Below are 20016 nucleotides of genomic sequence, written 5' to 3'. Positions count from 1 at the left end.
AATGGTCCTGAAATCAGTAAGTTGGGCGCACTAACAACAATTTACATTAAATGCTATCAGCAAAATCCTACTCACGCTGTTACAACGACGCCGAACGGTCGATCTTCAGCCCTAGAGGGGAACCCTCCCGCCTATAATCGCGTCTCTACACCGAAGGTCACCCCATGCAAAAACGCTGGATCATGCTGTCCCTGGCCGTGCTGTTCGGCCTCGCGCTGCTAGGCATCGCTTCCCTCGGCATCGCCGCCGCGTTCGCGTGGCCGAAGCTGCCGTCGCTCGAAGCGCTGACCGACTACAAGCCGCGCATCCCGCTTCGCGTCTATACCGCCGACGGCGCCCTGATCGCCGAGTACGGCGAAGAGCGGCGCACCTACGCGCCCATTGCACAGGTCCCAAAAACCCTGCAGGCGGCCATCCTGGCGGCGGAAGACGATCACTTCTTCGAGCATCGGGGCGTTGATTTTGCCGGTCTCACGCGCGCAACACTGGCCAACCTGCTAGGCGGCGCTCGTCGCCAAGGCGGCAGCACGATTACGATGCAGGTCGCACGGAATTTCTATCTTTCGCGTGAGAAAACTTTCAGCCGCAAGCTGTACGAGATCCTGCTCGCCATGAAGATCGAGAACAGCCTGTCCAAGGAACAGATCCTCGAGGTCTATATCAACCAGATCTACCTGGGCCAACGTTCCTACGGTTTTGCGGCAGCCGCACAGGCTTATTACGGCAAGACGCTGCAGCAGTTGACGGTTGGGGAAGCCGCCATGCTGGCAGGCCTGCCCAAGGCGCCTTCGGCCTACAACCCGGTGGCCAATCCGCCCCGCGCCAAGCTGCGTCAGCAATACGTGCTACGTCGCATGCACGAACTCAACTACATCGATGACGGCGTCTATGAACAGGCGCTGGCCGAGCCCATCAAGCTGGCGGCGGGCCGCGGAAGCGCGGCGGCGAGCGTGGGCGCCACGCCGGGCCTGCATGCGGAGTTCGTGGCGGAAATGGCGCGCCAGATGGCTTACGACCAGTTCAAGGACGAGGCCTACACGCGCGGCATCAAGGTCATCACGACCATCACCGCCGCCGACCAGGAAGCCGCCTACGCGGCGCTGCGCCAGGGTGTGCTCGATTACGAGCGCCGCCATGGCTATCGCGGCGCTGAGGCTTATGTGGACCTGAAGGACATCAAGGACGACCAGGATGTCGCCCTCGAAGACCTGATCGAGCCCTACCCGGACCAGGACGAGTTGAAGGCCGCCATCGTGCTGGACGCCTCGACCAAGCAGCTCAAGGCCTATCTGCGCGGCGGCGAGATCGTCACGCTGACCGGCGATTCGCTGCGCTTTGCGGCCGCCATGCTGGCCGACAATGCGCCGCAGCAGAAACGCCTGCGCCCAGGCGCGATCATCCGCCTGGTCAAGACCGCCAAGGGCTGGGCCATCACCCAGCCGCCGGAAGTCGAAGGCGCGTTCGTCTCGCTCGACCCGCGGACCGGCGCCGTGCGCTCGCTGGTGGGCGGTTTCGACTACAACCGCAGCAAGTTCAATCACGTCACACAGGCATGGCGCCAGCCGGGATCGAGCTTCAAGCCGTTCATCTACTCGGCCGCGCTCGAAAAGGGCTATTCGCCCTCCAGCGTGTTCGACGATGCACCGCTGTCGTTCTCGTCGGGCGACACCGGCAGCCAGGCTTGGCAGCCGCAGAACATCGACAGCAAGTACGACGGCCCGATGACCTTGCGCACCGCGCTGGCCAAGTCCAAGAACGTCGTGGCCATCCGTCTGCTGCAAGCGATCGGCACGCAGTACGCGCAAGACTATGTCACCACGCGATTCGGCTTCGACAAGGCGCGCCAACCGCCCTACCTGACGATGGCGCTCGGCGCCGGCTCGGTCACGCCGTGGCAGATGGCGGCGGCGTACTCGACCTTTGCCAATGGCGGTTATCGCATCCAGCCGTTCATCGTGCGCGAGATCCGCGACGAGAACGATCAGATCGTGGCCCGCGTCGATCCGCCGGTGGCCGGTGAGGCCGCCGAGCGCATGCTCGATCCGCGCAACGCCTTCCTGATGGATTCGATGCTCAAGGACGTGGTCCGCCGAGGCACGGCTGCCAAGGCCAACGCACTTGGCCGCTCGGACCTCGCCGGCAAGACCGGTACGACCAACGACTACGTCGACGCCTGGTTCTGCGGTTATCAGCCAACGCTGGTCGGCATCGCGTGGATCGGCTTCGACCAGCCGCGCCGCCTCGGATCGGGCGAGACCGGCAGCGGCCTCGCCTTGCCCGTGTGGATCAACTACATGAACAAGGCGCTGGCTGGCGTGCCGCAGCAGCGCACGCAAGTGCCGGCCGGGCTGATCGCCGTACGGCCGCAGGGCGCCGGCCAGGACGATTACGTCTACGAAGAATTCGTCCCGCCGCCGCCCCCGCCGGGCAGCGATGGCGCGTCCGGCCAGGAGGGCGCCGCCTCTGGCGCCTCCTCGTCACAGGGCTTCACGCCCTGGCTGACCGAATAACGCAGCCAACGGCCCAGCCCTGCTGGGCCGCTCGGCTGACGGACTTACCTATCCTCTGAATCGACGAACACATGCGACCTTCTGGACGACTTCCCGATCAATTGCGCAACGTGCGCATCACGCGCCACTTCACCCGCCACGCCGAAGGTTCGGTGCTGGTCGAATTCGGCGACACCCGCGTGCTGTGCACTGCCAGCGTCGAAGAATCGGTACCGCCCTTCCTGCGTGGCAAGGGCGAAGGCTGGCTGACCGCCGAATACGGCATGCTGCCGCGTTCGACGCACACACGCAGTGCGCGCGAGGCTGCCAAGGGCAAGCAGAGCGGACGCACACAGGAAATCCAGCGCCTCATCGGCCGCAGCCTGCGGGCGGTGGTCGACACCGCTGCATTGGGCGAACGCCAGATCACCATCGACTGCGATGTCCTGCAAGCCGACGGCGGCACGCGCACTGCGGCCATCACCGGCGCCTGCGTGGCCGTGCATGACGCACTCGAATGGCTGGTCGCACGCGGCAAGCTGCCGGCCTCACCGATGCGCGACTTCGTGGCGGCCGTATCGGTCGGCATCTTCGATGGCGTTCCCGTACTCGACCTCGATTACCCGGAAGACTCCGCCTGCGACACCGACATGAACGTCGTCATGACGGGCAGCGGAGGCTTCGTGGAGGTGCAGGGCACCGCCGAAGGCGCACCTTTCTCGCGCGAACAGCTCAACACACTACTGGCACTGGCCGCCGACGGCATCGCCGAGTTGGTCGCACTGCAGAAACAGGCACTGGGCAAATAGGCGCTCTTCGCGGACAAAAAAACGCCCCGTCACGACGGGGCGTTGTTCATTGGGGCGCCGCAATGCTCAACTCTGCAAGGCCTTGCCGACCACTTCTGCCACGTCCGCGGACAATCCGGCATGCGCCTGGATGCGTTCAAGCTGCGCACCTGCCAGCGACTGGCGCACGGCATCGAACTTCTTCCAGCGATCGAACGTGCGGGCAATGCGCGACGCCACCTGCGGATTCATCGCATCCAGTTGCAGGACCACGTCGGCGGCCAGCGCGTAGCCAGAGCCGTCGATGGCGTGGAAGTGCTTTGGATTGGCGGCGCAGAAGGCACGGATCAGCGAGTACACCTTGTTGGGATTCTTGATGTCGAACGCTTCATGCGCCATCAACGCCCGGACGGCGGCGCCCGTCCCCGCCAGTCGCGAGGTGGCCTGCACACCCAACCACTTGTCCACCACCAGCGCCTCGCCCTTCCAGGATTCGTAGAAACTGGCCAGTGCGGTAACGCGCTCCGGCACGGCGAGGTTGGCCAGTGCCGACAGGGCCGCCATGCTGTCAGTCATGTTGGCTGCGGTGTTGAAATGCGTGACCACCAGATCGTTGGTGTGCGCCGTGCCCAATTCGGCCAGATAGCCAAGACACTGGTTGCGCAGCGCGCGACGTCCGGCCTGAAGCGCGTCTGGCGAATACGCATCAGTGACGCGCAGTTGCACGTAGGCCTGCGCCAGGTCCACTTCCAGCTCCGTCGCGATATGTCGGCGCAGGTGCATGCGCGCGGCATGGATGGCGTCCGGGTCAACCACGTCCATCTGTTCAGCCAACACCGTCTCGCCCGGCAGCACGAAGCTCTCCGCCACCAGCGCCGGGTCGCCGCCCGTCGCAAAGGCGTCGGCCAGCAACGCGCGCATGGCATTCGCATAGGCGGTGGGAATCCATGCGCCGGCCTCGCCCTTGCCCGCCTGGTAGGCATGCACGCCGTCGAGAAGGATGTTCGTCGCCAGCCGCTGCCCGGCATCCCAACGCGTGACGGGATCTGCATCGAAGGCCATCAGGCGGATGAGTTCGTCGTCGCGATACGGGAACTCCAGCGTGACCGGCGCGGAAAACCCCCGCAGCAGCGAGATCACCGCGTTCTGTGGCACACCATGGAACACGAAGCGCTGCACGTCCTGCGTCAGTGACAGCACGCGAGTGTCCGCACTGACCACGGATTCGCCATCCAATGCGACGGCAATTGCTCCGCCATCCTCCCCCACAAAACCAACGGCGAGCGGAATGTGGTACGGCCCGCGCTCGATCGGATTGCCCTCGGCTGCCATGCGCGTTTCGTACGCGGTCGCCGGATAGTGCTGCTCGACTTCCAGCGTATACGTGTCCGCACGCGCGTCGTGATTGCCGCGCGCCACCAGATGCGGCGTGCCGGCCTGGTTGTACCAACGCTTGAACTGCGACAGATCGACGCCCGATGCATCCTGCATGGCCGCAACGAAGTCCTCGCACGTCACGGCCTGCCCGTCGTGGCGCGCGAAGTACAGGTCCATTCCGCGCCGGAAGGCTTCTTTGCCGATCAGCGTGTGGATCATGCGGACGACTTCGGCGCCTTTTTCGTAGACCGTGGCGGTGTAGAAGTTATTGATCTCCGCGTAGCTTGCAGGCCGGATCGGATGCGCCATCGGGCCAGAGTCTTCGGGGAACTGCGCGGCGCGCAGAAGACGGACTTCCTGGATGCGTGTCACGCCGGCCGAGTGCACGTCCATGCCGAACTGCTGGTCGCGGAAAACCGTGAGCCCTTCTTTCAGCGACAACTGGAACCAGTCGCGGCAGGTCACGCGGTTGCCGGTCCAGTTGTGGAAGTACTCGTGCGCCACCACACGGTCGATGTTCTGGTAGTCCACATCGGTGGCGGTATCGGGCCGGGCAAGCACGTACTTGGTGTTGAAGATGTTGAGGCCCTTGTTCTCCATCGCCCCCATGTTGAAGTCGCCGACGGCGACGATCATGTAGTGATCGAGGTCCATCTCCAGTCCGAAGGTGTCCTCGTCCCACTTCATGGATTTTTTGATGGCAGCGAGCGCGTGGTCCACCTGATCGAGCTTGCCCGGCTCGACGTACACCGCGCAACGCACGCGTCTGCCTGAAGCGGTCGTGAAGAAATCCTCCTTCACGTCGAGCCTGGCGGCGACGCAGGCGAACAGGTAGGCGGGCTTTTTGAACGGATCTTCCCAGCGCGCCCAGTGACGGCCATCGGCCTCTTCGCCCGCCGCGCTCGGGTTGCCGTTGGACAACAGCACCGGAAAGCAAGCCTTGTCGGCATGCAGCGTGCACGTAAAGCGCGCCATCACATCGGGGCGGTCCGGATAGAACGTGATGCGCCGGAACCCTTCGGCCTCGCATTGCGTGAAGTAGCCATCCTTGGAGCGATACAGCCCGGAGAGCTGGGTGTTCTTGTCGGGCTCGATGCGGACCACCGTCTTGAGCGCGAACGCCTCGGGCACGTCGTGTACGACCAGCAGATCGTTGGCGTACTGCCAGCGCCCGGCGTCCAGCTCGATACCATCGAGACCGATGTACTCGGGCGCCAATTCCTCGCCGTTCAGGCGCAGCGCGCCGCCCGCGCCCGCCGGATTGCGGCGAACCGCAAGCGTCGCGGAGACGCGCGCAAAACCATCATGGATCGCGATATCGAGATCGACCGTGTCGATCAGATATGCCGGCGGCGTGTAATTCTTGAGATAGATGGACTGGGGTGCGTTCATGGTCAGGCCTTTGCAGGAGCCAAATCGGGATCGAGCGCCGTGCGCTCGTCAAAGACAAAGCAGTTGCCGCGCCAATGGGCGCCGCCGACTTCCTCGAAGTACTTGAGGATACCGCCTTCGAGCTGAAAGACGTTGTCGATGCCGGCTTCGCGCATGTAGATGGCTGCCTTTTCACACCGGATGCCACCGGTACAGAAAGTGACCACCGTCTTGCCCGCGAGCCCGGCGGCGTTCGCAGAAACAGCGGCGGGGAACTCGCTGAACCTGGCGATGCGGTAGTCGATACAGCCGTCGAAGGCCCCCTCGTCGACCTCGAACGCGTTACGCGTATCGAGCGTTACGACTGGGCGCCCCTCATCGTCGTGGCCTTGATCGAGCCAGCGACGCAACGTCTGTGCCGGCACGGAGGGGGCGCGTCCTTCGCTCGGACGGATGGTCGGACGATTCATGGTGATGATCTCGCGCTTCTTTTTCACCCGCATGCGACGGAACGGCTGAGCGGTGGAGAGCGACTCCTTGGGCGCCAGATCGGCGAAACGCGGATCGGCGCGGAGGAAATCCACAATCGCCGTCACGTGTTCACGCGGACCGGCAAGGAACAGGTTGATTCCTTCAGGCGCGATGAGAATGGTGCCCTTCAGTCCATGCGCGTCGCAGCGGGTCTGGAGTTCTGCACGAAGTGCGTCGATGTCGTCGATTTCGACGAATTTGTAAGCTGAAACGTTGAGAATTCCAGCATTTTCTTGTTTGCTCTGTTGGGGTTGATGCATGGGTGGATCAGTTCGTTTCCAGGATTGCAACGAAGATGCGCATATTCCCAAATCCGTAGCTATATATTGATCTGGGTCATCCGCAAGAATTTTCTCGCAAGTACTTTTGAGGGTTCCCAAGATTCTCAAGGCACCACATCATGAGAAAGTTGAGTCTACGCCTCAAGCACCTGTCCCAAGAACATCGCGCCGCCATGATGCTGGTCGCCGCCGCGCGCGAGGCTGCCCCCGAAGGGGCGGAGGACGGCAGCAACCTTCCGGGCTTTGCGCGCCGCGTCTACGAGGTGTTCGAGACCGAGATGGAACCCCATTTCCAGGAAGAAGAGCGTCATGCCCTTCCGCAGTTGCGCGCCATCGGCCGCGACGATCTCGCCGACAAGGTGCTGGAGCAGCACACCGAGCTGCGCCGCCTCATCGCCGCACTGAACCAGCCCGACGCAGAGACGATCGCCGCCTTCTCGAAATTGCTGCAGGAACACGTCGACTTCGAAGAAAACGTGGTGTGGGAAGCGCTCGAAGCCGCAACACCGGCAGAACTCAACTCCTGAGAAGTCCTCACAGGCCTGTCCGCAAGGTTCAGCGGCAGGCCTTCAATTGTGGGGCAAGCTTTCAATTGGTGTTGGCCGCTTCCTCGCGCCACTGCGAAGGCGACACCCCCGTCCAGCGCCGGAAGGCGCGATTGAAGCTCGCCACTTCGGCGAATCCCAACAGGTAAGCCGCCTCCTGGACCGTCGTCCGGCTATTGCGCAGATAGTCCGCCGCCAGATCGCGGCGCAGATCGTCCAGCAAGCCCGCGTAGGTCATGCCGCGCTCGGTCAGGCGCCGTTGCAGCGTCCGCTCCGACATCGACAGCTTTCCCGCGATGATCGCGCGGCTGCTTTGTCCGGATGGCAGCAACTCGATCAGCGTGCGCCGAACACGGACCACCACATCGTCCTTCTCCTGCCGGGCCAGATAGTCGGCGGCGACTTTTTCGGCCGCCAGCGCCAGTTCCGGATTACTCCCCGGGAGGAGCTGATCGAGATCGGCATTCGAAAACGCCAGGGAGTACTCGCCAGCCTCGTACTCGGGCATCACACCGAAAAAAGCGGCGATGCGGTCGAGACCTTCGGCCGGTGCGAGGTGGCGCATGCGCACCGCGCTCGGCGCGAGTGGACGGCCCGCCAGAATTCGCCAGATGCGGACGATGAGCCCAAGCCGGGCGTCGAAGCTGCGCGGATAACTCGCGTCGTCATCGGTACTCTGGAACACCAGCCAGGTGGCGTCGGCATCCTGCCGGCATTCCCAGTTATCGATGGTCGATACGATGCGCGTATAGCGGCGCAAGCGCTCGGTGGCTTCGCGCAGGGTGCCGCTTGCCATCACGGCGAAGCCCAAGGCGTGCAAGGTGGTCGGATTGGCCAGCGTGACCACGTCCAGGCCAAAGCAGGCGTCGCCATCACAGGCCGCCACAGCCGCAACCCAGAAATTGCGAACCTTGTCGTGCGGCAGACGGGCATTTGCATCGCGCAGATCGGCGGGCTCCACGCCCACGCTGCGCGCAACGGCGTCAGCGTCCAGTCCTCGCTTGGCAAGTTCGGCGTGTACAAGCAGCAGAACGCTGGCTAGCCATGTGTCATACATGAATCGGCATCACGGGATCGGCGGCCGTCCATTCTAGACCCGGACAAAAAAATGGACGGCCTTGCGGGCCGCCCATTTCGACATCAACTGTAAGGATTCGTTGCGGCAGCAGTCTGCCGCAACGCTTTGCAAACATCTGCAGCAATTTCCTGCGGATCGCCCCGCAGTCCCCGCTCAGAAGCGATAGTTGGCGCCCAGCGTCATCACGGTCGACGAATCCTTGAAGCTCACACCCATCTCGTCGCGGCTCGGAATGCCTTGGTACTGGGCCAGCTCGGCACGCAGACCAAAGTTCTTGGTGACCGAGTATTCGGTGCCGATGGCGACCTTGCCGCCTGTGCCGGTATCGGACGAAGCGCTATCCAGTCCCGAATAGCTGCGGTCATAGCGCACCACGCCGAGCTTGCCATAGACGTCGAGACGGTCAGTCACCGGCAACCGGGCCACGAAGTCGGCCGAGTAAGCGTTGGTGCGAGCGCGTACAGTGTCACCACTACTCTTCGTGGCCGATATGCCACCCAGATCCTGGTAGCCGAGCTCAACGCCGAAGTTCTTGTCGAAGTTGTAGCCGCCGTACACCCCGTACGTGGCGGGCGTGTCCTTGTAGTGACCGTCGCTATTCACGTCCTGCTTGGCGGCGCCCACATTGGCGCCCACGTAGAAGCCGGGCTGAGCAGCCATGGCTGCGGAAGTGGCCAACACGGTGCCGGCAAGGACGATCATCAGCTTGGTTTTCATATTCGTTGCTCCTCTTGCGAAGGTTGTTCACCGTCGGTCGACGGGGAGCCGGGGGAGGCTGTCGTACCGATTGCGGTAGGAGCATGTTAGGGAGGCGAGCAGCGACATTCCCTGTCTGCGCGGGCCAAGGTTTTGGCTTTTCGGGCCAGCTTTTGCTGGCATTTCAGCGCAGAAAATCGCCTCGCTCGATCGACTGCCGATAGCGGGTCGGACTGATTTCCCGCAGGCCCGAGAGCACGCCAATGCGGGCAACCAGCGTCGCTTGGTCTATCGCGCCAGGGGCGACTGCATCGCTCGCACAGGCGAAAGCCCACGCCCCGCCGTAGAGCGGGATATCCGTCACAAACGGCGTCACTGTGCGAAAGCAGGAGCGCAGATCATCCAGCAGTCGACGTACTTGCTGCCTCTGGTAGGTGGGAGAACCCAATTGCACCGACAGCGCACCGTCCGGCGCCAGCAGCCGCTTGCAGGCCGCGAAGAAGGCGCTGTCGTGCAAGCTTGGCGAGCGGTAAGGATCGGTCAGATCGAACACGACAAGATCGAAGCGGTCGTTTGCCGTCATGACGAACCAATGCGCGTCGCCCATGCGAATATCCACGCGCCGATCGTCCAGCGCGCCATCGTGAATTGCCTGCAGGTACTTTCGCGACAAGGCGATGACGTCCGCATCGATGTCGACCACGGTCACGCGCACGGCATCATGGCGCAGCAGTTCGCGGGCCGAACCGCCGTCACCGCCCCCGAGCACGAGCGCTCTGCGGACATTCCCGTGTGCGATGGCCGGCACGTGAACCAGCGCCTCGTGGCCGATGTGGGCATCGCGCTCGCTCGCCATGAAGGCTCCATCGAGTCGATAGAGGCGACCGAAGCGCTCGGTATCCCACACCTCCCAGTGCTGGTGTGCACTTCGTCCACTGGCGACGACGCTGTAGTGCCCCGCGTCGATATTGGAGAGCGTTGGATCGGACATGCCTGTGCGCAGAAAAAAGCCCGGCATTGCCGGGCTGGGTCGTTCGGGATGGCTACGTCACACCCGGCCTGTCGCCATGGCGCGCAGCCGGGATATCCGTTCAGCCGTATCGGGGTGCGTTGAAAACAGCCCTTGGAGACCACCGCCGGAGAGCGGATTCATGATCATCATCTGTGCCGTCTCCGGATGCCTCTCGGCGGTTTCCATCGGGATGCCTCGCGCGTAAGAGTGAATCTTCGCCAGTGCGTCGGCCAGCGCATTCGGGTCGCCCGAGATTTCGGCCCCGCCCTTGTCGGCACCGAACTCACGCGTGCGCGAGATGGCAAACTGGATCAGCATGGCGGCGATCGGCGCCAGAAGTGCCACGATGAGACCAACGATGGGGTTGGCCGGCCGCCCGCGCTCGTCGCGCGCGCCAAAGAACATGCCGAACTGCGCCAACGACGAGATCGCGCCGGACACCGTCGCCGAGATCGTTGAAATCAGTATGTCGCGATGCTTCACGTGGGCCAGTTCGTGTGCCATGACACCACGCAGCTCGCGCTCGGACAAAAGATGGAGGATGCCGGTGGTCGCCGCCACGGCTGCGTGCTCCGGGTTGCGGCCGGTGGCGAACGCATTGGGTTGCGGCTCATCGATGATGTACACCTTGGGCATGGGCAACTGCGCCCGGCCCGCCAGGTCACGCACGATGTTGTAGAGATAGGGCGATGAAGTGGCGTCGACTTCCTGCGCACGGTACATGCGCAGCACCATCTTGTCGGAGAACCAGTAGGCCCACAGGTTCATGGCGCCGCCCAGGACCAGCGCGATCATCATGCCCTGCGCGCCGCCGATGAGTTGGCCGACCACCGCGAACAAGGCCACGATGCCCGCCATGAGGATCGAGGTCTTGACCCAATTGAACATTGCTACAACCTGCCTTTCAGCAAAAAAGCGCTCATGCGCTCCCGCTTAGATGGAGGCCGTGCAAAAAGATTCAAGCAAACGAAGGTAAAAAGACGGGCCGACCGCTTGACTGAAAACGATCAGGCGCCAAAGAACACGCCCCGCCGGAATCCGGCGGGGCGCGTGTCTTGCATCAAGCAGCCGATCCGTCGATCAGTTCTTGAACCACCACTGCTGCGGCAGCGACAGGGCCGGCGAGCCCAGCGGCCAACTGAACGGAGCCTTTTCGTTCACGTTCTGCAGCTTGAGGCTGCGGATGGTGGTCACCGGCGCCGGGCGCACCGTGCCGATCACTTCGAACTCGTCGGCAGCGATCTGCAACACTTCGCGGAACAGCTTGTCCGCTTCGGCCGGCGTCTTCGCCGAGCGCCACTGGTCGTACAGCGCCATGCGCTTCTTCATGCTCGGCGAGGGCTCCACACCTTGCTTGCCCTGCGTCAGGTACCACTTCACCCATTCCAGGCTCTGGCGCGATTCGAGCGGATAGTTCGCGACGTACGCACGCGGAGCGAGCGTAGCGTCCAGCCCACCCGGGAACACGTCGATGCTCACGTCGTAGTCGTTATTGACCGCGCGGTTGGTCGCCAGGGAGCGCTCGGCCGCGTTGATGGTCAGTTCGACGCCGACACGCTTCCACTGGCGACGGATGAGTTCCAGTGTGGCGATCATGTGCGTGCGGTCGATCATGACGATCGCTTCGAGCTGCACACGCCCGCCGTTCGGATATTCGCGGTAGCCGTCGCTGTCGCGCTTGGTCAGGCCGAGTGCGTCGAGCATCTTGTTGGCGGTATCGACGTCGTGCTTGAGATACTGCGTGCCAAGCTTTTCGTTGTACCACTTGCTCTCCTTGAACGGCCCGCTCTGCCACGGCGAAGCCAGCCCGTAATACACCACCTTGTTGATCTCTTCGCGGTCCATCGCGTGCGACAGCGCGGCGCGGAAATCGTGGTTGGTGATGAACGGGCGCAGCTTGTCGTTCTTCGTTGTCTGGTTCAGCCACAGCCCCGCCGCGTTGGCGTTGGTGCTGACCTGGCCGAAGACCTTGTAGCCGCCTTTCTGCTGGTTCTTCAGCAGTACCGGGCGGTTCGTCACGTCGACGAACATGCGGCCTTCAAAGTCGAACTGGCCGTTGGTGGCCTGCAGGAGCGCCGCCTGCACATCGGAGATCACGGCGAACTGCACGCGATCGATGTACGGCAACTGCTTGCCCGACGGGTCGACCTGCCAGTAATACGGGTTGCGCTCCATGAGCACGCGCTGCGCGGTACCGCCATACGGCTCCTTGACGATCCACGGGTCCAGCGTCGGGCGCTCCGGCGTAGCCCAGCGCGACGGCACTTCCGTGTCGGCACATTTGGCGCGCATGAGCGTAGGCCAGTCCTTCACGTTGTTTTTGGCGAACAGCTCGGACACGTTCTTGTTGTACTTGGGATGGAACTGCTGGCAGTAGTGCTTGGCGTACAGCACCTGGTGCTGTCCGTAGGGCGCAGCCAGCCATTCAGGGAAGGTCAGGTAGGGCGCTGCGAACTTGAACTTGACGGTGAAGTCATCGACCTTGGTTACTTCGGGTGCCTTGCCGCCAACCATGTACATGTCGAGGGTCTGGCCGAAGAATTCCTTGTTCAGGATGAGGTCGTTCATTGCGAAGACGATGTCGTCAGCGGTAAACGGCGCGCCATCGGACCACTTCATGCCCTTGCGAAGATGGAAGGTGTACTCGGACGCATCGGCGCTGACGGTATAGCTTTCGGCCACGTAGGGCTCGACGCCGTTGCCGTCCTGCGTCCAGTGCGTCAGGCCCTGGTTGCCGATGGTGCGCAGAATGCCGTTCTGGTCGCCAGTGGCCCGCACGACGGTGCGCAGCGTCCCGCCATAGACGCCATTTGCCTGGATGGGTTTGATCACCAGGGGTTTATCGGGCAGGCGTTTGTCGACGGGTGGCAGCTTTGCATCGCTGGCCAGCATCGGCGCCTGGGTATATGCCAGCGCAGCGGCCGGCAGCGTGGCCGCCACGATGGTGGCGATCAGCGTCCGGGAATACTTCGTCATGCGGGTCTCCTCAACTCAACTTATCCACGGGCGCTCATTCGACGCCTCGTAGTGAGGAGTATTTTTGGAGTCCACAAAGAAGTCTTGTAAAAAAGCGACATTTCGAAAGCCGCCTGATCTGCACCATGGCATGTCGCAAATTTACAAGACACGCCTTGCCCGCCTGCCGATACTGCGGTCACGGCGGTACCGTGCATGTGTGCCCAGGGTTCCGGCACATCGGATCGCCATGGCCCGAAGTCATCCTCCGTCTTCGGGCCTCTTTTTTTCTGCAACGAGTCTTACGAGGCAGCACGTGGCAAAAGGCGACACCATCCAGCTTGAATTCCATACCTTCACCGACCCGGACACCGGCGCCACGATTACGCGCCTGACTCCGCCCGACGTCACCTGTCACCGGAATTACTTCTACCAGAAGTGCTGGTTCGATGATGGCAGCAAGTTGCTCTTCGGCGCCTGGTTCGACGGCGACTGGAACTGCTACCTGCTGGACATGGCCACGCAGACCGCGCGCCAACTCACTGAAGGCAAGGGCGACAATACTTTCGGCTGCTTCCTGTCGGCCGACGAGCAATACCTGTACTACGTGAAGAACGGGCGCCAACTGCGCCGCGTCGACCTCGAATCGCTCGAAGAGAAGGTCGTCTACGACGTGCCTGCCGGCTGGGTCGGCTACGGTACGTGGGGCGTGAATTCCGCCGGCACGAAACTCGTCGGCATTGAAGTCGTGGACGGCGAGCTCATGCCGCTGGCCACGTGGCAGGAATTCCGCGAACAGTTCCTGCGCAATCCGCGCTGCCGATTGATTTCCATCGACATCGAAACCGGCAAGGCTCGCACGCTGCTGGAACAAGCGAAGTGGACCGGGCACCCGATCTATCGCCCGTTCGACGACAACACGGTTGGCTACTGCCATGAAGGCCCGCTCGACCTGGTCGACGCGCGCATGTGGCTGATCGATGAAGACGGCAGCCACATCCGCAAGATCAAGCAGCACGAACCGGGCGAGCGCTGCACGCACGAATTCTGGGTGCCCGACGGCTCGAAGATGATGTACGTGTCTTATCTGCGCCGCGGCGAGCATGACCGCTGGATCTGCACGGCCGATCCGGTGACGCTCGAAAATGAAGTGCTCATGCCCATGCCGGCCTGCTCGCACCTGATGAGCAACTTCGATGGCACGTTGGCCGTGGCGGACGGCTCCGGCACGCCGCAGGACATGGCCGATACATCCGGGCACGAGCAGGCGACCGATCCGTACCTGTACCTGTTCGACTTCCGCGACAAGAGCACCCACCGTATCTGCCGCCACAACACATCGTGGCGGGAATACCGCGCCAACCGGCAGGTCACGCATCCGCATCCGGCCTTCACGCCGGACGAGAAGCACGTGCTCTATACGTCCGACTTCGAAGGCGAGCCGGCGATCTACCTCGTCGATCTGCCCGCCTGAGCCAACACCATCCAGGACCGGTGCGTCACGAAGGCGCACCGGCTCGAGCCGGGTCCGCCGGCTGCGCGATACGCTGTGCGGCGGCGTCCTCCTCGAACAGCCCGCGCAGCTCGGCGGCCGCCTGACGACTCGTCTGGATGAGCGCCGCCTCGTCCTGATAGACCGCGTGCTGGCGGCGCAATGATTGCTCGTCGTGGGCGATGAAGCGCTCAATCAGCACATCCACGTCCTGGGCCGGTACGTCGAGACCGCGCAATACGTCGCGCCCCAGTTGCGTGCTGCTGAAGAACGTTTCGCGCACCAGCGCCTCCACGCCGATATCCATCAGCTTGTAGGCGTGAAATCGATTGCGCGCACGTGCGTAGATCGGCAGCTTGGGAAAGTGCGCGCGCACGAGTTCGGCCGTCTTGATCGAGGCTTCGACGTCATCGATGGCGAGCACGAACAGACGCGCCTTGTCGATGCCGGCGGCCATCAGCACATCCAGTCGCGAAGCGTCGCCGTAATACACCTTGTTGCCGAAGCGCCGCACGAAATCCACCTGCTGGGCGCTGGCGTCCAAGACTGTGAAGGGGATTCGCCGCAGCGCCAACAGGCGCGACACGATCTGCCCGACGCGCCCGAAGCCGGCGATGATGACCGGACGTCCCGGATCGGCCACGGCATCGAAGGGGCGCTCGACGTCGCGGTCGAACCATGGCGTGAGGAGCTTTTCTTCGAGCACGAAGAGTAGCGGGGCGCACAGCATCGACAGGGTGACGACCATCACCAGCCATGCGGCCTGAGGCTCGCTCAGCACACCATGATTGCGCCCCAGTGCGAACAGCACGAAGGCGAATTCACCGCCCTGCGCCAATGAGATCGCCAGCCGTCGCGCCGCAGAGCGCGCCCCGCCGGCCACGCGCCCGATCAGGTACAGGGCGGCGAACTTGATGGCCATGAATCCGACCACGCCAGCCAGCAAGGACAGCGGTTGCGACAGCAACAGCCCCACGTTGGCGCTCATGCCGATGGCGATGAAGAACAGGCCGAGGAACAGGCCCTTGAATGGCTCGATGTCGGCTTCCAGTTCGTGACGGTATTCCGAATCAGCCAGCAGCATGCCGGCGAGGAAGGCACCCAGCGACGCGGTCAGCCCGGCGTATTCCATCAACAGCGTCACGCCCACCACGACGAACAGGGCGGCGGCGGTGAAACTCTCGCGCGCGCCGCTGGTGGCGATCCACTTCAGCGCCGGCCGCAACAGCGTGCGGCCCCCCCAGATCACCCCCACGATGACCGCCACACCGCGCAGTGCATCGTGCCAGTCGCTGCCGGCGGTCGACTCGCCCCCCAGCAGGGGCAACAGAGCCAGGATGGGGATCACCGACAGATCCTGGAAGAGAAGGATGGCGAAAGCGTTGCGGCCGTGACGATCGGTCAGTTGGTGCTTTTCCGCCAGCGTCTGCAACACCAGCGCGGTGGATGACATGGCCAGCGCCAGCCCGACCACCACGCCGGCCTGCCAGCTCAGCCCAAGCCACAGCGCCGCACCGCCGACCAGCACCGCGGTCAGCAACACTTGCGCACCGCCCAACCCGAACACCAGCCGGCGCAGCACCCACAGGCGTTGAGGTTGCAGTTCCAGCCCGATCACGAAGAGCATGAGTTCAACACCGAATTCCCCAAAGCTCAGCGTTGTTTCCACCCCGTCGATGAGCCGCATGCCCCACGGCCCGATGAGCACGCCGGCGGCCAGGTAGCCGAGCACGGCGCCGAGGCCGAAGCGCCGGGCAATGGGCACCATCACGATGGCTGCGGCAAGAAAAATGGCGACTTGGGCGAGCATGGGGCGGCTCCTGGGTGGGGCGAAGAGTTTTTTTGCCTGTCTATGACTGTCGCGGATGATCGCAAATCGCGCATGCCGAGCGCAAAGGGCCCATGCGCGAAACAGGGACGTTGTATTCGCGCACCACAATGTCAGACATGTATGCAGACGGCTTGCTGTACCGAAATAGTGAAGCGTATAGTCGGCGTCGTTTCGGGCAAATTGTTATCGATCACAAAGCGCCAGAAACATGGGCAAACTCACAAAATTACCGGGTCTTCAGATGACCAGTCCGCAAGTGTCTGAATTGTCTGACATATTTACACCCGGAGGAGACTCACACATGAATCGGCAAGCACCCTCGCTGCTGCTCGCCGCCCTGCTCAGCGCCACCCTCGTGGCCTGCGGCAGCGACGACGACGGCTCTTCCAGCACCTCTTCTTCCAGTTCCACGACGTCCTCGTCGAGCAGTTCGACTTCGAGCAGCTCGTCTTCGGTCAGCTCTTCGACGAGCTCCTCATCGAGCAGCTCGTCGAGCTCCTCGACCAGTTCCTCGAGTTCGTCCTCCAGCAGCGCACTGCCGGTGGGCTCGCTCGGTGCGGATGGCTGGGCCATGGTCGGCACCAACAATCTGGGCGCGACGGGCACGTCCGGCGGCAACGGCGCCGACGCAGCGCACACCTACACGGTCACCAACCGCAACGAACTGATCCAGGCGCTCTACACCAATGCCGTGATCAACGACGACGGCTCCTTCACCGGCACGCTCGATACGACGAAGAAGATCATCTACGTCAAGGGCACCATCACGCTGTCGATGAACAAGGCACTGGTCGAGCTGAAGGAAGCTGACTACGCGGCCCCCGGCTATAGCTTTGACGCCTATGTCGCCGCCTACAAGCCGAGCGTCTGGAATACGACGCTGGATACCACGAACAAGCCGAAGAAGCCGTCCGGCACGCAGGAGACACTCCGCACCACGTCTTCGGGCAATCAGTCCAAGGTCGTCAAGGTCGCACTGGGCTCCAATACTTCGCTCATCGGCCTGGGCTCGGACGCTCGCATCATCAAGGGCCAGATTTCGATCGGCGACGGCACCGACAACGTGGTCGTGCGCAACATCACGTTCGAAGATTCGTTCGACTACTTCCCGGCCTGGGATCCGACCGACTCGTGGGTGCTCGACACCACCAAGCCGGGCTGCCAGGCCACGTACGTCGATGCCACGACCGGCCCGCAGATGTGTCCGGGCGGCCACTGGAACTCGAACTACGACACGCTGAGCCTGTCTGGCGGCACGCACGTGTGGATCGACCACTGCACCTTCACCGATGGCGATCGTGAGGACTGGATGTTCCCGTCGGTCTTCGAACTGCCGCACAAGGGTCTGGACTACGTCGTCGAGCACCATGACGGCGCCGTGGATATCACCAACAGGTCGAACTACGTGACCCTGTCGTACAACCACGTGAAGAACCACGACAAGACGCACCTGATTGGCGGCTCGGACTCCGTCGGCACCTACGACAGCACGACCGGCATCTCCACCAACGGCCTCGGCGCCCTGTCGGTCACGCTGCACCATAACTGGTGGGAAAACGCTGGCCAGCGCCTGCCGCGAGTGCGCTTCGGCAAGGTTCACGTCTATGACAACTACTACAGCGGCCAGGTCGGCTACACCGGCCAGTACGCACCGATCGACAGCGACAACATCCCGGTGCCGAACAACCGCTTCCTGTACGGCATGGGCATCGGCTACCTGTCGAAGATCTATTCGGAAAACAACGTCTTCGACATCCAGGACGCTCCGTCGGGCAACACGACCAAGGCCAGCGTGAACTCGATGTTCTATGTGTGGCACAAGGCTTCGCCCACCACTGGCACATCGGCAGACGTCGGTCAGAACACGTATTACTACGACGCAGGCTCCGTGCTCAATGGCGCCCCGCAGGACATCTTCGCGGCCGCCAACATTGCCGCCGCCGCTGCGAGCAAGCCGGTTCTGCTGAGCACCGACACGGTCTGGAAGCCGTCCAGCGTCTACAGCTACACGCTGGAAGCAACGACCGGCATCAAGGCCAAGGTCACGGCCAACGCCGGCGCGGGCAAGCTCTAGAACACCCCGCCCGTCCATGGGCGGACCCTCGAAGCCCGGCCATGCGTCGGGCTTTTTTTCGGCCGCGCCGGGCTGTGTTAACCTTGGCCTCCGCCACCTCCCCGCCTGACTGTCGTGACGACACACACCTTCGCCCTTACGACCGAATACATCGAACTGGACAAGCTGCTCAAGCTGCTGTCGATCGCCTCATCCGGCGGCGCCGCCAAAGCCATGATCGCGGATGGGCTGGTGACGGTGGACGGCGAGGTCGAACTGCGCAAAACGCGCAAGCTGCGCGCCGGCAGCACGGTGCGCGTCGCGGGCGAGACGATCGAGGTCACGGGTGGCGCTCGCTGAACTGATCGCCCCGCCGCGCGACGTTGCCCAGCTCGGGCAAGTCTTCACGCCGCCGCGCATCGTCGAACGCATGCTTGCGCTGCGCCGCAATCACGGCCGCACGCTGGAGCCTTCGTGCGGCGACGGCGCATTCTCGTCGCGCATCACGGGCTGCATGGCCATCGAATACGACGCCCGCGTCGCACCGCACGATGCACGGGTCATGGATTTTTTCGACCTGCCCGCTGGCGAGCGCTTCGACACCATCATCGGCAATCCGCCGTACGTGCGCTACCAGGACATCCTGCCGGCGACGCGCGGCAAGCTCGACATGCGCTTGTTCGACTCGCGCAGCAACCTGTACCTGTTCTTCATCGAAAAATGCATGCGGCACCTTCAGCCGGGCGGCGAGCTGATCTTCATCACGCCGCGCGACTTCATCAAGGCGACCGGCGCCCGGCGGCTCAACCGTCACTTGTTCGATCAAGGCACCATCACTGATTTCGAAGACCTGGGCGACGCGCGCATCTTCGAAGGCGCGATTCCCAACTGCGCAATCTTCCGCTTTGAAAAAGGGCGGCACGATCGCCGCATGTCGGATGGCCGCAGCTTCGATTGCCACAACGGGCAATTGCTGTTCCTGTCCAACCGCTTCAGTGTCCCGTTCGACAGCCTCTTCAGCGTACGCGTCGGAGCGGTATCGGGCGCCGACCGTGTCTTCACGCACGCCGATGGAAATGTGGAGTTCGTCTACTCAGGCACGGCCCGCACGGGCGCTACGCGGCGCATGCTGTACAACGTGCAGCACCCGCATCTCGACGCCCACAAAGCCGCGCTGCTGAGCCGCCGCGTGCGCAAGTTCGACGAACGCAACTGGTGGCGCTGGGGGCGCGAGCACGCGCGCTCGGACGCCCCGCGTATCTACGTCAACTGCAAGACCCGCCGAGCTGCACCGTTCTTCACGCATGCGTGCAAAGACTATGACGGATCGGTGATGGCGATCTTCCCGCACGACACCTCGCTCGACGTCGAACGCGTGGCCGCAGCGCTCAACGAAGTCCCGTGGGCCGAACTGGGCTTCGTGTGCGATGGGCGCTTTCTGTTTTCGCAACGATCGCTGCAGCACTGCCTGCTGCCGGAGAAGTTTCTCTCGCACCTGCGGTGAACGGTGGCCGCAG

The 20016-nt window shown here is 63.2% G+C and carries 16 protein-coding genes; 7 read left to right on the top strand and 9 right to left on the bottom strand.

Annotated features, from left to right (window positions below):
• Nucleotides 1-164 precede the first annotated feature (164 nt).
• Together ACDA63_RS04335 and rph are read left to right on the top strand one after the other, a co-directional pair.
• On the top strand, nucleotides 165-2510 hold the full coding sequence (locus ACDA63_RS04335) for a penicillin-binding protein 1A (protein WP_373661957.1): 2346 nt from the start codon (nucleotides 165-167) through the stop codon (nucleotides 2508-2510).
• A 71-nt stretch (nucleotides 2511-2581) separates the two neighbouring features.
• A complete protein-coding gene (gene rph, locus ACDA63_RS04330; protein WP_373661956.1) occupies nucleotides 2582-3298 on the top strand; it encodes a ribonuclease PH in 717 nt (238 codons plus the stop codon).
• Nucleotides 3299-3364: 66 nt separating this feature from the next.
• Here the strand turns inward: rph and pepN are convergent, their stop codons facing one another.
• Together pepN and ACDA63_RS04320 are read right to left on the bottom strand one after the other, a co-directional pair.
• Nucleotides 3365-6046 (bottom strand): aminopeptidase N, encoded by a 2682-nt coding sequence (gene pepN / locus ACDA63_RS04325; RefSeq protein ID WP_373661955.1) that lies wholly within the window; start codon nucleotides 6044-6046, stop codon nucleotides 3365-3367.
• Nucleotides 6047-6048: 2 nt separating this feature from the next.
• A complete protein-coding gene (locus tag ACDA63_RS04320; protein WP_373661954.1) occupies nucleotides 6049-6846 on the bottom strand; it encodes a sulfurtransferase in 798 nt (265 codons plus the stop codon).
• Nucleotides 6847-6956: 110 nt separating this feature from the next.
• On the opposite strand from ACDA63_RS04320, the gene ACDA63_RS04315 reads away from it, so the two are divergent.
• Nucleotides 6957-7364, top strand: a complete 408-nt coding sequence (locus ACDA63_RS04315) for a hemerythrin domain-containing protein (RefSeq protein ID WP_373661953.1) — start codon at nucleotides 6957-6959, stop codon at nucleotides 7362-7364.
• 61 nt (nucleotides 7365-7425) lie between these two features.
• Here the strand turns inward: ACDA63_RS04315 and ACDA63_RS04310 are convergent, their stop codons facing one another.
• The 5 genes from ACDA63_RS04310 to ACDA63_RS04290 all read right to left on the bottom strand — a co-directional run bounded on the left by ACDA63_RS04310 (nucleotide 7426) and on the right by ACDA63_RS04290 (nucleotide 13144).
• Nucleotides 7426-8439, bottom strand: a complete 1014-nt coding sequence (locus ACDA63_RS04310) for an AraC family transcriptional regulator (RefSeq protein WP_373661951.1) — start codon at nucleotides 8437-8439, stop codon at nucleotides 7426-7428.
• A 174-nt stretch (nucleotides 8440-8613) separates the two neighbouring features.
• Nucleotides 8614-9177 (bottom strand): porin family protein, encoded by a 564-nt coding sequence (locus ACDA63_RS04305; protein WP_373661950.1) that lies wholly within the window; start codon nucleotides 9175-9177, stop codon nucleotides 8614-8616.
• 163 nt (nucleotides 9178-9340) lie between these two features.
• Nucleotides 9341-10147, bottom strand: coding sequence for a methyltransferase domain-containing protein (locus ACDA63_RS04300; protein WP_373661949.1), 807 nt, complete (start codon nucleotides 10145-10147; stop codon nucleotides 9341-9343).
• 57 nt (nucleotides 10148-10204) lie between these two features.
• Nucleotides 10205-11056: a zinc metalloprotease HtpX gene (gene htpX / locus ACDA63_RS04295; protein ID WP_373661948.1), complete on the bottom strand. Its 852-nt coding sequence runs from the start codon at nucleotides 11054-11056 to the stop codon at nucleotides 10205-10207.
• A 192-nt stretch (nucleotides 11057-11248) separates the two neighbouring features.
• Nucleotides 11249-13144 carry an ABC transporter substrate-binding protein gene (locus tag ACDA63_RS04290; protein WP_373661947.1) on the bottom strand — a complete coding sequence of 632 codons (1896 nt, stop codon included), beginning with the start codon at nucleotides 13142-13144 and terminating at the stop codon, nucleotides 11249-11251.
• Between the two features lie 295 nt (nucleotides 13145-13439).
• Here ACDA63_RS04290 and ACDA63_RS04285 point away from each other — a divergent pair, with 295 nt between their 5' ends.
• Nucleotides 13440-14597: an oligogalacturonate lyase family protein gene (locus tag ACDA63_RS04285; RefSeq protein ID WP_373661946.1), complete on the top strand. Its 1158-nt coding sequence runs from the start codon at nucleotides 13440-13442 to the stop codon at nucleotides 14595-14597.
• A 25-nt stretch (nucleotides 14598-14622) separates the two neighbouring features.
• On the opposite strand, the gene ACDA63_RS04280 is transcribed toward ACDA63_RS04285, so the two are convergent.
• The gene (locus ACDA63_RS04280) at nucleotides 14623-16425 is read right to left on the bottom strand and encodes a monovalent cation:proton antiporter-2 (CPA2) family protein (protein WP_373661945.1); all 1803 of its coding nucleotides are present in this window, start codon (nucleotides 16423-16425) and stop codon (nucleotides 14623-14625) included.
• A 258-nt stretch (nucleotides 16426-16683) separates the two neighbouring features.
• The gene (locus ACDA63_RS04275) at nucleotides 16684-17019 is read right to left on the bottom strand and encodes a hypothetical protein (protein WP_373661944.1); all 336 of its coding nucleotides are present in this window, start codon (nucleotides 17017-17019) and stop codon (nucleotides 16684-16686) included.
• Between ACDA63_RS04275 and ACDA63_RS04270 the strand changes: the two genes are divergently transcribed.
• The 3 genes from ACDA63_RS04270 (at nucleotide 17018) to ACDA63_RS04260 (ending at nucleotide 20003) form a co-directional block, all read left to right on the top strand.
• Complete coding sequence (locus ACDA63_RS04270) at nucleotides 17018-18520, top strand: polysaccharide lyase family 1 protein (RefSeq protein ID WP_373661943.1); 1503 nt, start codon at nucleotides 17018-17020, stop codon at nucleotides 18518-18520. The genes ACDA63_RS04275 and ACDA63_RS04270 overlap by 2 nt on opposite strands.
• 114 nt (nucleotides 18521-18634) lie before the next feature.
• A complete protein-coding gene (locus ACDA63_RS04265) occupies nucleotides 18635-18859 on the top strand; it encodes an RNA-binding S4 domain-containing protein (RefSeq protein ID WP_373661942.1) in 225 nt (74 codons plus the stop codon).
• Entirely contained in the window at nucleotides 18846-20003 is a 1158-nt protein-coding gene (locus ACDA63_RS04260; RefSeq protein ID WP_373661941.1) for an Eco57I restriction-modification methylase domain-containing protein, read from the top strand. The genes ACDA63_RS04265 and ACDA63_RS04260 overlap by 14 nt, the downstream gene beginning before the upstream one ends.
• Nucleotides 20004-20016: the final 13 nt, after the last annotated feature.

It is taken from the genome of Uliginosibacterium sp. sgz301328, assembly GCF_041807905.1.
Taxonomy (GTDB): domain Bacteria; phylum Pseudomonadota; class Gammaproteobacteria; order Burkholderiales; family Rhodocyclaceae; genus JBGVSA01.
Note: the sequence above shows the minus strand (reverse complement) of the source record. Positions and strands in the feature narration are given on the sequence as shown.

Excerpts from the sequence above, each read along its gene's own strand:
- ACDA63_RS04335 (WP_373661957.1), top strand. The coding sequence starts at position 165 with ATGCAAAAACGCTGGATCATGCTGTCCCTGGCCGTGCTGTTCGGCCTC.
- rph (WP_373661956.1), top strand. The coding sequence starts at position 2,582 with ATGCGACCTTCTGGACGACTTCCCGATCAATTGCGCAACGTGCGCATC.
- pepN (WP_373661955.1), bottom strand. The coding sequence starts at position 6,046 with ATGAACGCACCCCAGTCCATCTATCTCAAGAATTACACGCCGCCGGCA.
- ACDA63_RS04315 (WP_373661953.1), top strand. The coding sequence starts at position 6,957 with ATGAGAAAGTTGAGTCTACGCCTCAAGCACCTGTCCCAAGAACATCGC.
- ACDA63_RS04310 (WP_373661951.1), bottom strand. The coding sequence starts at position 8,439 with ATGTATGACACATGGCTAGCCAGCGTTCTGCTGCTTGTACACGCCGAA.
- ACDA63_RS04305 (WP_373661950.1), bottom strand. The coding sequence starts at position 9,177 with ATGAAAACCAAGCTGATGATCGTCCTTGCCGGCACCGTGTTGGCCACT.
- ACDA63_RS04300 (WP_373661949.1), bottom strand. The coding sequence starts at position 10,147 with ATGTCCGATCCAACGCTCTCCAATATCGACGCGGGGCACTACAGCGTC.
- htpX (WP_373661948.1), bottom strand. The coding sequence starts at position 11,056 with ATGTTCAATTGGGTCAAGACCTCGATCCTCATGGCGGGCATCGTGGCC.
- ACDA63_RS04290 (WP_373661947.1), bottom strand. The coding sequence starts at position 13,144 with ATGACGAAGTATTCCCGGACGCTGATCGCCACCATCGTGGCGGCCACG.
- ACDA63_RS04280 (WP_373661945.1), bottom strand. The coding sequence starts at position 16,425 with ATGCTCGCCCAAGTCGCCATTTTTCTTGCCGCAGCCATCGTGATGGTG.
- ACDA63_RS04270 (WP_373661943.1), top strand. The coding sequence starts at position 17,018 with ATGGTCGGCACCAACAATCTGGGCGCGACGGGCACGTCCGGCGGCAAC.
- ACDA63_RS04275 (WP_373661944.1), bottom strand. The coding sequence starts at position 17,019 with ATGGCCCAGCCATCCGCACCGAGCGAGCCCACCGGCAGTGCGCTGCTG.